Consider the following 14593-nt stretch of genomic DNA (forward strand, 5'->3'; position numbering starts at 1 on the left):
GGCCGGACCGGGTCGTCGTGCAGGTGGGTATTGGGGAGCGATATGGCAAGGCGATGACGGCCGCGGAAGCGCCGCTGGCAGGACGGACAGGCGGGTGACGGGCCGGAAAAACTCTGAAATCATGGCCCGTGCCTTCGGGAGGCTGGCGGCGCGGTGGCCGCCGGAAAGGCAGGGCAGGGAGAAACCCATGGGTTGGATGAAGGACGAGACCGGGCTGGAAAAGCGGCCGGCCAATTTCGTGCCGCTGACGCCATTGTCGCATCTGAGGCGCGCGGCCACGGTGCATGCGAAACGCGAGGCGATCGTCTATGGCGATTTCCGCACCAGCTATGCGGAGTATCATGTGCGCGTGTCGAAGCTCGCCTCGGCGCTGGCGCGGCTCGGCATCGCGCCGGGCGATGTGGTGGCGACGGTCCTGCCCAACATTCCGGCCCATGTGGAGGCGCATTTCGGGGTGCCGGCCTGCGGCGGCGTTCTCAACGCCATCAACATCCGGCTCGACCAGCACACGATCAGCTACATTTTCGACCATGGCGAAGCGCGGGTGGTGCTCGTCGACACGCAGTTTCTCGGCGTCGTCGAGGCGGCGATCGCCGAGATGGAAAACGAGGCGCAGCCAACGATCATCGAGGTGCCGGACGAGCAGGCCGGGTTCCACGCATCGGGCCGGCACCTGACCTATGAGGCGCTGATCGCCGAGGGCGACCCGGACTTCGACTGGGTGATGCCCGCCGATGAATGGGAGAGCATCGCGCTCAACTATACGTCGGGCACGACGGGCCGGCCCAAGGGCGTGGTCTATCATCATCGCGGCGCCTATCTGATCACGCTGGGAACGCCCATCGCCTGGCGGATGACGCTCTATCCGCGCTATCTGACGATCGTTCCGCTGTTTCACTGCAACAATTGGTGCCATGTCTGGACGATGCCGGCGGTCGGCGGCACCACCGTGTGCTGCCGCGATATCACCGCCAGGGCGATCTACGACGCGATCGCCGACGAGGGGGTGACGCATTTCGGCGGCGCGCCGATCGTCCTGAACATGATCGTCAACGCCAGGGACGAGGAGCGGCGCAGCTTCGACCAGACGGTGAATGTGTTCACCGCCGGCGCCCCGCCGGCGGCGGCGACGCTGGCGGCGATCGAGCCGATGGGCTTCAACATCACCCAGGTCTACGGGCTGACCGAGGTCTATGGTCCTGCCACCGAATGCGTCTGGAAGGACGATGAATGGGCAGAACTCGCCCCCGACGAACGGGCGACAATCAAGGCGCGGCAGGGCGTCGCGTTCCCCAACATGGATCATGTGACGGTGGTCGACCCCGAGACCATGCGCCAGACGCCGATGGACGGCGCGGCGACGGGCGAGATCGTGATGCGCGGCAACGCGACGATGAAGGGCTACTACAAGAACCCGCGCGCAACCAACGAGGCGTTTCGCGGCGGCTATTTCCACAGCGGCGACATCGCCGTGCAGCATCCGGACGGCTACATCCAGATCACCGATCGGGCCAAGGACATCATCATATCGGGCGGCGAGAACATCTCTTCGGTCGAGGTGGAAAGCGCGCTGATGCACCATGCGTCGGTGCTTCTGTGCGCGGTGGTCGCCAAGCCCGACGAAAAATGGGGCGAGGTGCCGTGCGCCTTTGTCGAACTGAAGGACGACGGGTCGGCGACCGAGGAGGAGCTGATCGCCTTTGCGCGCCAGAGGCTGGCCGGCTTCAAGGCTCCCAAACGGATCGTGTTCGGCGAACTGCCCAAGACCTCGACCGGCAAGGTGCAGAAATACGAACTACGCGAGCGGGCGGCGGCGCTGTGATGGCGTTGCCCGTGCTGCGCTGAGGGGCGTCCGGTCGAAAAAAAGCGCCGGGGCGTGCCCCGGCGTTCCGGTTGGTGTCCAGCGCGCCTACTGGTCGGTCGGCGGCGGCGTGGCGTTCAGGTCGAGCGGTGGCAGGCCGAAGGCGGGCGCCGGCGCCTCGCTGTCGCCGCCGGAGGCCGCGCCGTCATCGCCGCCCAACGATGGCGGGCCGCCCAGCGGGGTGAGTTGAAGGCCGGGCAGGCCCGAGCCGCCCTCATTGCCGAAGTTCGGTGCCGACGGCATGCCGCTGCCGCCAATGCCGGGCAGGCCGACCGCATTGCCCTCGGCGTCCTGCCCGCCAAGCGAGGGCAGTTCGATCGTCACGTTGTCGATATCGATCACCGGTGCGTCGTCATTGTAGTGGGTGACGATGCGTGGGAAGAAGATGACCACCATGATGGCGACGAACTGGATGGCGATATAGGGGATGACGCCCCGGTAGATCTGCATCGTTTCGATGCCCTTGATCCGCTCGCCGGTGACCTCGTCGTCCCAGTCCTGCCTTGGCGCGATCGATCGCAGGTAGAAGAGCGCGAAGCCGAACGGCGGCGTCAGGAACGAGGTCTGCAGGTTGATGCCCAGAATGATGCCGAGCCAGATCAGGTCGATGCCGAGCGTTTCGGCGGGGCCGACCAGCAGGGGCACGACCACGAAGGCGATCTCGAAGAAGTCGAGGAAACAGCCCAGGATGAAGACGATCACCGTGACGACGACCAGGAAGCCGGTCTCGCCGCCGGGCAGCGACAGCAGCAGTTCCTCGACCCAGATCTTGCCGTTGATGCCGTAAAAGGTCAGCGCGAACACGCGCGCGCCGATCAGGATGAACATGACGAAGGCGGTCAGTTTGGTCGTCGAGTCGAGCGCTTCCTTGAGTGTCTTGAGGTTGAGCCGGCCCTTGAGCAGCGCAAGCACCAGCGCACCGGTGGCGCCCATCGCGCCGCCCTCGGNTGATGACCTGTTCGGTCAGCCGCGAGACGAGGCCGAGCTTGAAACGCCGGTTGATCAGCGAGACGCCGAGCGCGAAGAGGGTGGCCGTCGTTGCCGAAGACACGAAGCGGTTCTCGTAGCTCATCCCGGCGTAGAGGAAATTCATGCCGGCATAATGGATGACAACCGAGATGGCGATGATCGCAAACAGCGACAGGATGCCGCCGCCGAGCGTCCGCGTCTCGGGCGGCAGTGCCGGGACCCATTTGGGTTGAACGAGTGTCAGCACGAAGATGTAGGCGCAGTACATGCCCATGATCATCAGCGCCGGATAGAGCGCGCCGACATACATGTCGCCCACCGAGCGGCCGAGCTGGTCGGACATGACGATCAGCACGAGCGACGGCGGGACGATCTGCGCCAGCGTTCCGGCGGCGGCGATCGTGCCGGTGGCGACCGGGCGGTTGTAGCCGTAGCGCATCATGATCGGCAGCGAGATCAGGCCCATGGCGATCACCGAGGCCGCGACGACGCCGGTTGTCGCGCCCAGAAGACCGCCGACGATGATCACCGCAAAGGCGAGGCCGCCGCGCAGGGGGCCGAAAAGCTGGCCGATCGTGTCGAGAAGGTCTTCCGCCATGCGCGAGCGCTCGAGGATGAGCCCCATGAAGGTGAAGAAGGGGATCGCCAGCAACACCTCGTTGCGCATGATGTCGAAGGTGCGATTTGCATGCAGGCCTAGAAAAGTCGGTGACAGGGTGATTTCGCCGGGCGCGAAAATCGACAGTTCGACGGCAAGGAAAAAGAAGATCAGACCGCCGGCGGCAAGCGTGAAGCCGACCGGATAACCGATGAGCAGCATCGCCATGACGGTGATGAACATGACCGGCGCGAGGTTGTGGGCGATGATCTCGATCATTTGTTCTTCATCCGCTCTTCGAGGTCCGCACCGGATTCCATCTCCTCGATCATCGGCGGCAGTTCATGCTCGGCGGTGGGATCTTCGATGAGCCCCCGGATCACCGCGATGCGCTTGATGATTTCGGAGATGCCCTGGAAGCTGAGGAGCACGAAACCGGCCAGAACGAGGAACTTGGCCGGCCACAGGATGAGGCCCGACGCGTTGACCGAGATCTCCTTCGAGGCGAACGAGACCCAGAAGAAGGGCCAGGAGATCCAGACCATGATCAGGCAGAACGGCATCAGGAAGAAGATGTGTCCGAGCAGGTCGATCCAGTCGCGGGTGCGTTTGGAAAAGCCGGAGGTGGCCACGTCGATACGCACATGTTCGTTGCGCAGCAGTGTGTAGGAGGCGGCCAGCATGAAGACGGCGCCGTACAGATACCACTGCAGCTCGAGCCAGGCGTTGGACGAATTGTCGAAGATCTTGCGGATGGTCGCATTGCCGGCGCTGACCAGCACGGCGACCAGGATCAGCCACGACACCGACCGGCCGATGAACGTGTTGACGGCGTCGATGCCGGCCGAGACTCTCAATAAAGCAGCCATACTCCTCCCCTGAGCTTGCCGCGGGCCCGCGTTCATGGTTGCAAGGCCATGGCCGCCGGTCGCCGCACCTTGTTGGTCCGCGACGGGAAAATCAAGGCGCGCCTCCACCGCGACGCGAACCGGGCAGGGTCGGCAGCTAGCACCTCTTGGGGCGAATGGCAATGAATGGTAAAGATTATTAACCAGTGAAGCGTCCGATGGGTGACGCCCGGGCGCCGATTGACGTCGCTGTCCGTTTGGCGTTGATGAACCGTTGGGGCGCAGTCGAGGGCGGATCGTATATGGACATGCATGTGGCGCGCGGGGCCGGCGACCCGCTTTTTTCCGTTGAGGGAAAGGTTTGCCTGGTGACCGGGGCCTCGACCGGGCTGGGTGCGGGATTTGCGCGGCATCTGCTGGCGCGCGGGGCGCTGGTGGTCAATCTGAGCGACACCGCGCCGGACTGGGATCCGGGCGAACTGGCCAACCGTTTCGCGGACATGCGCGGCGATGTGCGCGATGATGAAGATGTGCGCGGTGCGATCGGCACGGCAACCGATGCGTTCGGCGGCTTCGATGTTCTGGTCAACAATGCCGCCGGGTTCTGCGTCGAAAAGGCGGCGCGGCAGGACGCGGGCGGGTTCGGCGCGCTCATGGATCTGAACGTGACGGCGGTGGCCAATCTGTGCCGCAGGGCGCATGAGGTCATGCGCGGCAATGGCGGCGGCGCCATCGTCAACGTCACCAGCATTCTGGGCAGGCGGCCGATGCGCGGGCTTTCGGCCTATGCAACCAGCAAGGCGGCGCTGGAACAGTTGACACGGGCGCTGGCGCTGGAATGGGCGGCCGACGGGGTGCGGGTCAACGCGCTGGCACCGGGCTGGTATCCCACCGCCATGACGCGCGGCCATCTCGATGCCGGGCTGGCACCCATCCTGAAGAACTCCATCCCCATGGGCCGTCTGGGCGTGCCGGACGATCTGGCGGGCGCCCTGCTGCTGCTGGCGTCCGATGCCTCGCGCTACATGACGGGCACGACGATCACGGTCGATGGCGGCTACGACGTGCGAAGCTGAGCGAGCGTAAGCGCGGACTGACCCCCAAAATATTGGGGGGCTCCGCCGCTCCCCGTGTCAGCGCCTGAATTATTTCGGTATATAGTATAAACTCGCCGATTTCCACCGTGGTTTGACCGAATTAACGAATTCTTCATGGACTATATTCTAGTTTCGCTGCGTCACCTCGGCCCGATGTCATGGGCCGCTCCGGTGAAAAGGCCCGGACGGACGGGCCATACTGTCCCGATTCAAGAGCCTTACACCGTTCATTAACGGCGTCGGTCGTATCGTCCTGCCGAAAGGGCAGGCAATGACACGACTGGATCGATCGCCGCACGGCGATGAAGCCGAGATCGACATCTATCTGAACTTTGTCGACAGCCTGTTCGCTGACCGGCGCAGCATGCTGATGGGCGTGACGCTGCAGATCGGCATTGCCTTGTGCGTCTATATCGAGAGCGGCATGACCTCGATGGGCGTGTGGCCTGGCATTTTCCTGCTGACGGCGGCCTACCGCTATTTCCACATCGTTTGCTACGGGCGTCAATCGGCTGCGGCTGCATCGATGGATCGTGAAACGCGCCTGGCCTGGGCCAAGGACTGGGAACGCCGCTACATTCTGTCGTCCGGGCTGGCCGGCCTCGCAGTCGGCATGTTCGCCTGGTTCAGCCTGGAGTTTGTCGGCACCGAGTTTGCCATCATCGCGTCGCTGTCGACGGTCTTTGCCGCCCTGCCGACGATTGTCGGGCGCCTTTACGGCTCTGTGCGCTTGGCGGCGCTGATGACCGTCAGCGTGCTGATCTGGCCGGCGCTCAGCCTGCTGATGGCGGGCAACCTTGCAAGCATGATCGCTGTGCTCTTGTTTCTGCCCTATGTCGGTTTGGTCATGTCGATGGTGCGCCGGGTGCGATCGACCGTCGTTTCGGCGGTGCGCGGGCGGCTTGAAAAGACCGAAATCGCCGAGCGATTCAACCTGGCGCTGACCAACATGTCGCACGGCGTGATCATGTTCGATCGCCACCAGCGGGTCGTCGTCATTAACCGCCGCGCCCGGCTGATCCTGCAGATTCCCCATCATGTGAACGCCGAAGGGCGCAGCTTTTCCGTCCTGATGCGCTATGCGCGCCGGTTCAACCTGGTGCCGTCCGACCACGCCGGCTCTTTCCAGGACGTGGTGTCGAGCCTTCTGGTCACCGACGGAAGGAAGGCCGAAATACGGCTGACGAACGGGGTGCATGTCGAGTTTTCCGGCACGCAAAGGCCGGAAGGCGGGTCGGTGCTGATCCTTGAGGACGTGACCGAGCGGGCGCGGGCGCAGGAGCGCATCAAGGCGATGGCACGGTTCGACAGCCTGACCGAATTGCCCAACCGGACGCATTTCGGCGAAGAGGCCGTTCGCCGCGCGGACGAAGCCGATCCGGAATCGCGGTGTCTGCTGATCGCTTTCGATGTCGATGACTTCAAGCGCGTCAACGATTCGATCGGACACGCCCAAGGCGACGCGCTGCTGCGGGCCATCGCCCGCCGGCTGCGCCGCGACTATGGCGATTGCGCGGCCATTTCCCGGCTCGGCGGCGACGAGTTCATGATGTTCGTCGACCGGCTGCCGGCCGACTTCGAGATCGACGCCTTCGCCGACGGGCTGCGTGACTGTCTGCGGCGTTCGTTCCGCATCGGACCTGAAAAGGTGTTCGTCACACAGTTGTTCGGCATCACATACGGCAAGGCCGGCGATTTCGATCTCAAGCGGGCGATGGTCGAAGCCGATCTGGCGTTGTACCATTCCAAGGCGATGGGCAAGGGCGTATGGTCACTGTTCGAGCGCGACATGAACGACCGCTATCTGCGGCGGCAACTGCTCAAGGGCGAACTGGCCAAGGCGATCGAGCTGGGCACGCTGTCGGTGCGCTACCAGCCGATCGTCGAAGCGGCGACCGGACGCATCGTCGGCTGCGAGGCGCTGTCGCGCTGGCATCATCCCGAGCATGGCAACGTCTCGCCGGCCGAATACATTCCGCTGGCCGAAGAGATGGGCATCATCACGAAGCTGACCGAAAGCGTCATTCGCACAGCGACACGGGAGTGCGCGCGCTGGCCGGATCATGTGACCGTGTCGGTCAATCTGTCATCGATCGATTTCCAGCGTGACGGCATCGGCCAGATCATCCAGAACGCACTGGAGACGGCAGGACTGCCGGCCAATCGGCTGATCGTCGAAATCACGGAGACGGCGGTGATCAGCAACGAGGCCGACATGATCGATCGCCTGACCCGCATTCGCAGAACGGGCGTCGGGATCGCGCTGGACGATTTCGGCACCGGCTATTCCTCGCTGAGCTATCTGCACCGGTTGCCGCTCGATCGCGTCAAGATCGACCGGTCGTTCGTCGCCGGCATCGAAACCGGCGACACGCCGCTGGCTCTGCTGCACGGCATCACCGATCTGTGTCATGGGCTGGGCCTGAAGATCACGGTCGAGGGTGTCGAGACCGCCAGCCAGCTTGCCATCGTGCGCGGATCGGGCAAGATCGACAAGGTACAGGGTTATCTGTTCGGCCCGGCGCTTCCGGCGACCGCGATCGCCGAGATGGCGACGCGCATGCCGGCCGAAAATGCCGCTGCGGACGCGCCCGCCGCCGTTGCGCAACCGGGAACGGCCGCTACCGGCTGACAGGCGTTCCGCCCGCTCCTCAATTCTCCGCATGTTCTGTCTGTATCAGGATAACACAAGTCTGACCGCAAATCGGCCGTTCATTAACAGTTAACCTTAACAGCCGATTACTATTTCTTGGGAATTTACGCGCATTTTCGTAAAAGATAACCTTGCGGCAGGTCAACCTACCAAGGGGACGACGCCGTGGATCGCAGCGCGACAAAAGCACCAACCCGCCAACGCAGCGACGCCGTGGCCGATCGCCTTCTGTCGGTGATGGAGGCAATCGAGTATCGCCGCATCACCACGCCGGAAGATTTTGAAGATGTGGGTGCACTGCGTCTCAAAGCGTTCAACGCCAAGGACGTCTACGAACGCAAATTCGACTCGCCGCTCGTCGAGGCGCTGGACTTCGAGCCGGACACCTATGTGTTCGGCCTTTATCATGCCGACCAGCTCGTTGCGTCGATGCGGCTGAACATGCTGTCGGCGAACACGCCGCCGACACCGGCGATGGAGCTTTTTTCCGAGACGCTTTCGCCGCTGCTGGCGCAGGGCATGGTGTTCGTCGATCCGAGCCGTTTTGCCATCGATGCCGAAGCGTCGAAAATCCAGCCCGCGTTGCCGCTTCTCACGCACCGCCTGTCGACCATGATGACGCTGCACAAGCGCGCCGACTACTGCCTTTGCGCGGTCAAGCTCGAGCATGAGGCCTATTACCGGCGCGTGTTCGGGGCGACGCGCCTTGCCGGCCCCTTCGAGCCGGAGGGTATGTGCGTCCAGGCCGTGCTGCTCGGCATTTCGCGCAACAATGTCGACTACATCATGAGCCGAAATCCGCTGTTTCACTACACCGAGACCGAAGCGCGGCTCCTGTTCGACCGGCTCGAGGATGCGCTGCCGCCGCTGTGCGTGCGGCCGACCGCCCGCTACGCGCTCAACGCCGCCTGAGCGTCGGCGGCTGCCGTCTCGCATGCGCCATTGATGTGCGGCGCAGTTTTCGCTATGCGCACGGCAGCATCCAACACGACGAGCGGAGACCGCCATGGGCGAGCAGACCGAGACCAACCACGACGCCGGCGCGGCAATGGACTATCCGGAACATGAAAAAACGTTCAACCTGTTCCTCGCGCTGACCAAGTGGGGCACGGTCGCGACCGCCGCGCTGCTGATCGCCATGGCGTTCGGCTTCTTCGCCGGCGGCGGCCTGTTAGGCGGCATCATCGTTTTCGTCCTGCTGATGATCGTTTCGCGGTTCGTGCTTTGACACGAAACGTCGCCGGGCGCATTGACATTGCGCGCGTCCGGTCCAGTTAGCTGCGGCGGGGGAGACCGGTTTTGCCACTGACATTATTCGTTGCCAAGGAATCGCAGGCCGGCGAGCCGCGCGTCGCCGCCTCGCCCGACACGGTCAAGCGGCTGGTCAAGGCCGGCCACACCGTGACCGTCGAAAAGGGCGCGGGCATTTTGTCGCGCATTCCCGATGCGGATTTCGAGGGTGCCGGCGCGTCGATCGTCACGGCCGCCGCCGGTTCCGGCAAGGCCGATGTGGTGCTCAAGGTGCGCCGTCCAACATCGCCCGAACTGAAAAAGTACAAGAAGGGCGCGGCGGTCATCGCCGTCATGGACCCCTATGATGCCGAAAAGGCGCTCGGCGAGATGGCCAAGGCCGGTCTTTCGGCGTTCGCGATGGAGCTCATGCCGCGCATCACCCGCGCGCAATCGATGGATGTTCTGTCGTCGCAGGCGAACCTGGCCGGCTATCAGGCGGTGATCGAGGCGGCGGCGGCCTATGACAGGGCCATGCCGATGATGATGACCGCGGCCGGCACGGTGCCGGCAGCCAAGGTGTTCGTGATGGGGGCGGGCGTTGCCGGCCTTCAGGCGATCGCCACTGCGCGGCGCCTCGGCGCCGTCGTCACCGCCACCGACGTGCGGCCGGCGGCCAAGGAACAGGTGGCCTCGCTCGGCGGCAAGTTCATCGCGGTCGAGGACGAGGAATTCAAGGCGGCCGAGACGGCGGGCGGCTACGCCAAGGAAATGTCCAAGGAATACCAGGCCAAGCAGGCCGAGCTGGTCGCCGAGCACATCGCCAAGCAGGACATCGTCATCACGACGGCGCTGATCCCCGGCCGGCCGGCGCCGAAGCTGGTTTCCAAAAAGATGCTCGATGCGATGAAGCCCGGCTCGGTGCTGGTCGATCTGGCCGTCGAGCGCGGCGGCAATGTCGAGGGCGCCAAAGCCAACGAGACGGTGACCACCAGGAACGACGTCAAGGTGATCGGCATTGCCAACATGCCCGGACAGGTGGCGGCGTCCGCATCGCTGCTCTACGCCAAGAACGTGCTGGCGTTTCTCGAGACGCTGGTCGACGGCGAGAGCGGGGCGCTCAACATCAATCGCGACGACGAACTGGTGGCCGCGACGCTTCTGACACATGACGGCGCGCTGGTGCATCCGCGCTTTGGCGGCGAGTCGCCGGCTGCCGCTGACAAGGGGGAAAAGGCCGATGGCTGACGACAGCGTATCCCGGGCGCTCGACGCGCTGGACAGCGCCGTTCAGGGCGTGCGCGAGGCGGTTGCCGATGCGCCACCCGCGGTGGCCGCCGCTGCCGATGCGGTGCAGACCGGCGGCGTCAGCGAGTTCGTCTTCCTGTTCTCGATCTTCGTTCTGGCGATCTTCGTCGGCTACTACGTCGTCTGGTCGGTGACGCCGGCGCTGCACACGCCTTTGATGAGCGTGACCAACGCGATCTCCTCGGTGATCGTGGTCGGCGCGCTGCTGGCTGTCGGCATTTCCGAAAGCGGGCTTGCGACGGGCTTCGGCTTCGTCGCCCTGGTGCTGGCCTCGGTCAACATCTTCGGCGGCTTCCTCGTCACCCAACGCATGCTCGCCATGTACAAGAAAAAAGACAAGTGAGGCGCTAGATGTCCGTCAATATCGCCTCCTTCCTCTATCTCGTTTCCGGGATCCTGTTCATTCTCGCGCTGCGCGGGCTGAGCCATCCGACCACCTCCCGTCAGGGCAACATGTACGGCATGATCGGCATGGCCATCGCGGTCGTGACGACGCTGCTGGTGGCCGCCCCGGGCATTGGCGGCGGGTTCATGATCCTCGCCGGCATCGCCATTGGCGGGTCGGTCGGCGCCTATGTGGCGCGCAACATCGCCATGACCGCGATGCCCCAGCTCGTTGCCGGCTTTCACTCGCTCGTCGGCCTCGCCGCCGTTCTGGTCGCCTCCGCCGCGCTCTACTCGCCGGCCTCGTTCGGCATTGGCGATGTCGGCTCGATCAAGGCCGTGGCGCTGGTCGAAATGTCGATCGGCGTCGCCATCGGCGCGATCACGTTTACCGGCTCGATCATCGCGTTCCTGAAACTGGACGGGCGCATGTCGGGCAAGCCGATCCTCCTGCCGGCCCGGCACATCATCAATGCCGGCATCGGCATCGCGATCATCGTCCTGATCGCGGTTCTGGTTGGCACGGAAAGCCACACCGTCTTCTGGCTGATCGTCATCCTGTCGCTTCTGATCGGCGTCCTGATCATCATCCCGATCGGCGGCGCGGACATGCCGGTTGTGGTCTCGATGCTCAACTCCTATTCGGGCTGGGCGGCGGCGGGCATCGGCTTCACCGTCGAGAATCTGGCGCTGATCATCACCGGTGCGCTGGTCGGCTCGTCGGGCGCGATCCTCAGCTACATCATGTGCAAGGGCATGAACCGCTCCTTCATCTCGGTGATTCTGGGCGGCTTTGGCGGCGAGGCGGTTGCCGCCGGCGGCGATGACGGCATCGACCGCACCGTCAAGCAGGGCTCGGCGGACGACGCCGCCTTCCTGATGAAGAACGCGTCGAAGGTGATCATCGTACCGGGCTACGGCATGGCCGTCGCCCAGGCCCAGCACGCGCTGCGCGAACTTGCCGACACGCTGAAGGCCGAGGGCGTCGATGTGTCCTATGCGATCCACCCGGTGGCGGGCCGTATGCCCGGCCACATGAACGTGTTGCTCGCCGAGGCCAACGTGCCCTATGACGAGGTGTTCGAGCTCGAAGACATCAATGCCGAGTTCGCCCAGGCCGATGTCGCCTACGTCATCGGCGCCAACGACGTCACCAACCCGGCGGCGCGCGACGATCCGTCCTCGCCGATCTACGGCATGCCGATCCTCGATGTCGACAAGGCCAAGACCTGCCTGTTCGTCAAACGCTCGCTCGGCTCGGGCTATGCGGGCATCGACAACACCTTGTTCTACAAGGACGGCACGATGATGCTCCTGGGCGATGCCAAGAAGATGACCGAGGACATCGTCAAGGCGATGGACGACTGACGTCAGCCAAATCCGGCGCTTTTCGAAAAACCGCGGCACTTGCCGCGGTTTTTTTGTCGGCAATGTCGATCGGACCCGTGTCCGTTCGTCACCCCATTGAGAGCGATGGTGCTCTCGGTGACGAAAGGACAATCATCATGACGCTTCTTCAAATCCTCGCAGCATCGGGCGCCGCGGTCGCCGTTCTGGCGGCATCGACCCTTTTGCTTCCGAGGCAGGTCCATGTCGAGCGGCAGGCGCTGATCGACGCCGACGCCCGGGCCGTCTTGGCGCTTGCGGCCTCCGGGGAAGGCTATCAGCGCTTCAATCCCTACAGGTCCACCGATCCCGACCTGTCGATCACGCTGTTCGGGCCGGCATCGGGTGTCGGGTCGGGCTTCCACTTCGCCGGCAAGGACGGCAAGGGCAGCCAGACCGTCGCGGCGATCACGGGCGATGCCGTGCACTACCAGATCGATCTGGGCCCGATGGGCAAGCCGCTGCAGACCATCCGCGCCGAGCCGAAAGACGGCGGCGCTCATGTCACATGGTCGATGCAGGCCGATATGGGGTTCAATCCGATCGGCCGGGTCATGGGCCTGTTCATGGACCGCATGGTCGGCCCGACCTTCGAGCGCGGCCTTGCCAATCTTCAAACCGCAGCCTAACCGCATCCAACAGGAGACACACCGATGCGCTACACCTTTCTTCTCTACTCCGACCCCGCCGACTTCGCCGACATGACCCAGGAGGACTGGGCCGCCATGCAGGAGGTCTATGGCGCCTATATCGGCGCGCTCAAGGAGGCTGGCGTCTTCGTCGACACGGACTGGCTGCAGCCGGTCGAGACCGCGACGACGCTGAGCCTTAAGACCGGCAGCAGGACGGTGCAGGACGGCCCGTTCGCCGACACCAAGGAGACGCTGGGCGGCTATTTCGTCATCGACGTGCCCGATCTGGACGTCGCCATGGCCTGGGCAGAAAAATGCCCCGCCGCCAAGGCCGGCAAGGTCGAGATCCGCGCCTCCGCCATGGGCGGCGCATGAGTGAGGCGGCCCGCGCCGCCGAAAGCGCGGCGCGGGCATCCTACGGAAAGCTGATCGCCATCCTCGCCAAGCGCAGCGGCGACATTGCCGGCGCCGAGGACGCGCTGGCCGATGCCTTCGCCAAGGCCCTGAAACGCTGGCCGGAAACCGGCGTGCCGGACAACCCCGAAGCCTGGCTTCTGACCGCGGCGCGCAACCGGATGACGGACACGCAACGACGGCGCGCGCGCTTTCCCGAAACGGACGCGATCCCCGACATGGCAGACAGCGCGACGACAGCCGAAACGATGCCCGACGAGCGGCTTTCGCTGATGATGGTCTGCGCCCATCCGGCGCTGCCGGAGGACCTGCACACGCCGCTGATGCTGCAGACCGTGCTCGGCGTCGAGGCGGCCGACATCGCCCGCGCCTTCGTCGTCACGCCGTCGGCCATGGCGCAGCGCCTGGTGCGCGCCAAGCGCAAGATCAGGGATGCGCGCATCCCCTTTCAGATGCCGGACGAAACCGATCTGCCCGAGCGGCTGGGCGCGGTGCGCGAGGCCATCTATGCCGCCCATGCGCTGGACTGGCTGGCACCGAGCGATGCGCTGGGCCAGGAGGCGCTCTATCTCGCCGACCTGTTGCGTCATCTGGCGCCGGACGACGCCGAGGCGCACGGGCTTGCCGCGCTGATCGCCTTCGGCCACGCGCGGCGCCAGGCGCGCATCAGGGACGGTATGCTGGTGCCGCTCGACGAGCAGGACGCAACGCTGTGGGACGGGCGTCTGATCGTCTACGGCCAGACGGCGCTCGCAGCGGCCCATGCACGCGCCGCGCCCGGCCGGTTCCAGATCGAGGCGGCGATTCAGGGCCTGCATCTGGACCGCGCCAAGACCGGCAGGATCGACTGGCTGGCGCTGGACAAGCTCTATTTCGGCCTTGGCCGGATCGCGCCCTCGCTCGGCGCGGCGGTCGCCCACGCCATCGTCATCGCTGAACGGCACGGGCCGCCGGCCGGGCTCGACGCATTGTCGCGGCTCGACGAAAAGGCGACGCGCGCCTTCCAGCCCTTCTGGGCCGCGCGCGGCGCGCTTCTGGCCGACCTGGGCGATATTGCCGGCGCCATCGAAGCCTATGAGAAAGCCGTTTCGCTGTCCGTCGAACCGCCGCTCAGGCGGCATCTGGACGGGAGGATCGAGAGCCTGCGGGCCGGCGGCCGGCCCGCGGCGAAAACGGGGGATGCACGACCGGAGTAGACGCGCAAGGCATGGCC

Annotated in this window: 13 protein-coding genes and 1 pseudogene; 11 read left to right on the forward strand and 3 right to left on the reverse strand. The window is 64.8% G+C overall.

The annotated features are described in order from the left end of the window. The first annotated feature begins 187 nt into the window (after window positions 1-187). Window positions 188-1822: an AMP-binding protein gene (locus DEM25_RS08665; RefSeq protein ID WP_109768623.1), complete on the forward strand. Its 1635-nt coding sequence runs from the start codon at window positions 188-190 to the stop codon at window positions 1820-1822. A gap of 87 nt (window positions 1823-1909) precedes the next feature. Here the strand turns inward: DEM25_RS08665 and DEM25_RS18365 are convergent, their stop codons facing one another. The 3 genes and pseudogenes from DEM25_RS18365 to DEM25_RS08675 form a co-directional block, all read right to left on the reverse strand. Continuing rightward, on the reverse strand, window positions 1910-2794 hold the full coding sequence (locus DEM25_RS18365) for a TRAP transporter large permease subunit (RefSeq protein WP_342633468.1): 885 nt from the start codon (window positions 2792-2794) through the stop codon (window positions 1910-1912). A gap of 94 nt (window positions 2795-2888) precedes the next feature. Next, a pseudogene (locus DEM25_RS18370) lies at window positions 2889-3707 on the reverse strand (TRAP transporter large permease subunit); the annotation flags it as partial. Beyond that, window positions 3704-4297 carry a TRAP transporter small permease subunit gene (locus tag DEM25_RS08675; RefSeq protein ID WP_109768624.1) on the reverse strand — a complete coding sequence of 198 codons (594 nt, stop codon included), beginning with the start codon at window positions 4295-4297 and terminating at the stop codon, window positions 3704-3706. The gene DEM25_RS08675 and the pseudogene DEM25_RS18370, both read right to left, overlap by 4 nt. A 347-nt stretch (window positions 4298-4644) precedes the next feature. On the opposite strand from DEM25_RS08675, the gene DEM25_RS08680 reads away from it, so the two are divergent. From DEM25_RS08680 to DEM25_RS08725, 10 genes are all read left to right on the forward strand, one after another. Beyond that, window positions 4645-5352, forward strand: a complete 708-nt coding sequence (locus DEM25_RS08680) for an SDR family NAD(P)-dependent oxidoreductase (protein ID WP_158585216.1) — start codon at window positions 4645-4647, stop codon at window positions 5350-5352. A gap of 292 nt (window positions 5353-5644) precedes the next feature. Further along, window positions 5645-8005 (forward strand): putative bifunctional diguanylate cyclase/phosphodiesterase, encoded by a 2361-nt coding sequence (locus tag DEM25_RS08685; protein WP_109768583.1) that lies wholly within the window; start codon window positions 5645-5647, stop codon window positions 8003-8005. A 234-nt stretch (window positions 8006-8239) separates the two neighbouring features. Then, window positions 8240-8938: an N-acyl amino acid synthase FeeM domain-containing protein gene (locus DEM25_RS08690; protein WP_120222683.1), complete on the forward strand. Its 699-nt coding sequence runs from the start codon at window positions 8240-8242 to the stop codon at window positions 8936-8938. 94 nt (window positions 8939-9032) lie between these two features. After that, the gene (locus tag DEM25_RS08695; RefSeq protein WP_109768585.1) at window positions 9033-9254 is read left to right on the forward strand and encodes an aa3-type cytochrome c oxidase subunit IV; all 222 of its coding nucleotides are present in this window, start codon (window positions 9033-9035) and stop codon (window positions 9252-9254) included. Between the two features lie 71 nt (window positions 9255-9325). Then, the gene (locus tag DEM25_RS08700; RefSeq protein ID WP_109768586.1) at window positions 9326-10504 is read left to right on the forward strand and encodes a Re/Si-specific NAD(P)(+) transhydrogenase subunit alpha; all 1179 of its coding nucleotides are present in this window, start codon (window positions 9326-9328) and stop codon (window positions 10502-10504) included. Then, window positions 10497-10907, forward strand: coding sequence for a proton-translocating transhydrogenase family protein (locus DEM25_RS08705; protein ID WP_109768587.1), 411 nt, complete (start codon window positions 10497-10499; stop codon window positions 10905-10907). The genes DEM25_RS08700 and DEM25_RS08705 overlap by 8 nt, the downstream gene beginning before the upstream one ends. An 8-nt stretch (window positions 10908-10915) precedes the next feature. Further along, complete coding sequence (locus tag DEM25_RS08710) at window positions 10916-12316, forward strand: NAD(P)(+) transhydrogenase (Re/Si-specific) subunit beta (RefSeq protein ID WP_109768588.1); 1401 nt, start codon at window positions 10916-10918, stop codon at window positions 12314-12316. Between the two features lie 137 nt (window positions 12317-12453). Beyond that, window positions 12454-12963, forward strand: a complete 510-nt coding sequence (locus DEM25_RS08715) for an SRPBCC family protein (protein ID WP_109768589.1) — start codon at window positions 12454-12456, stop codon at window positions 12961-12963. 24 nt (window positions 12964-12987) lie between these two features. Further along, a complete protein-coding gene (locus DEM25_RS08720) occupies window positions 12988-13341 on the forward strand; it encodes a YciI family protein (RefSeq protein ID WP_109768590.1) in 354 nt (117 codons plus the stop codon). Further along, window positions 13338-14576: an RNA polymerase sigma factor gene (locus tag DEM25_RS08725; protein ID WP_109768591.1), complete on the forward strand. Its 1239-nt coding sequence runs from the start codon at window positions 13338-13340 to the stop codon at window positions 14574-14576. Before DEM25_RS08720 ends, DEM25_RS08725 begins: the two co-directional genes overlap by 4 nt. The last annotated feature ends 17 nt before the right edge of the window (window positions 14577-14593 follow it).

Source organism: Oceaniradius stylonematis, from assembly GCF_003149475.2.
Lineage (GTDB): Bacteria > Pseudomonadota > Alphaproteobacteria > Rhizobiales > Rhizobiaceae > Roseitalea > Roseitalea stylonematis.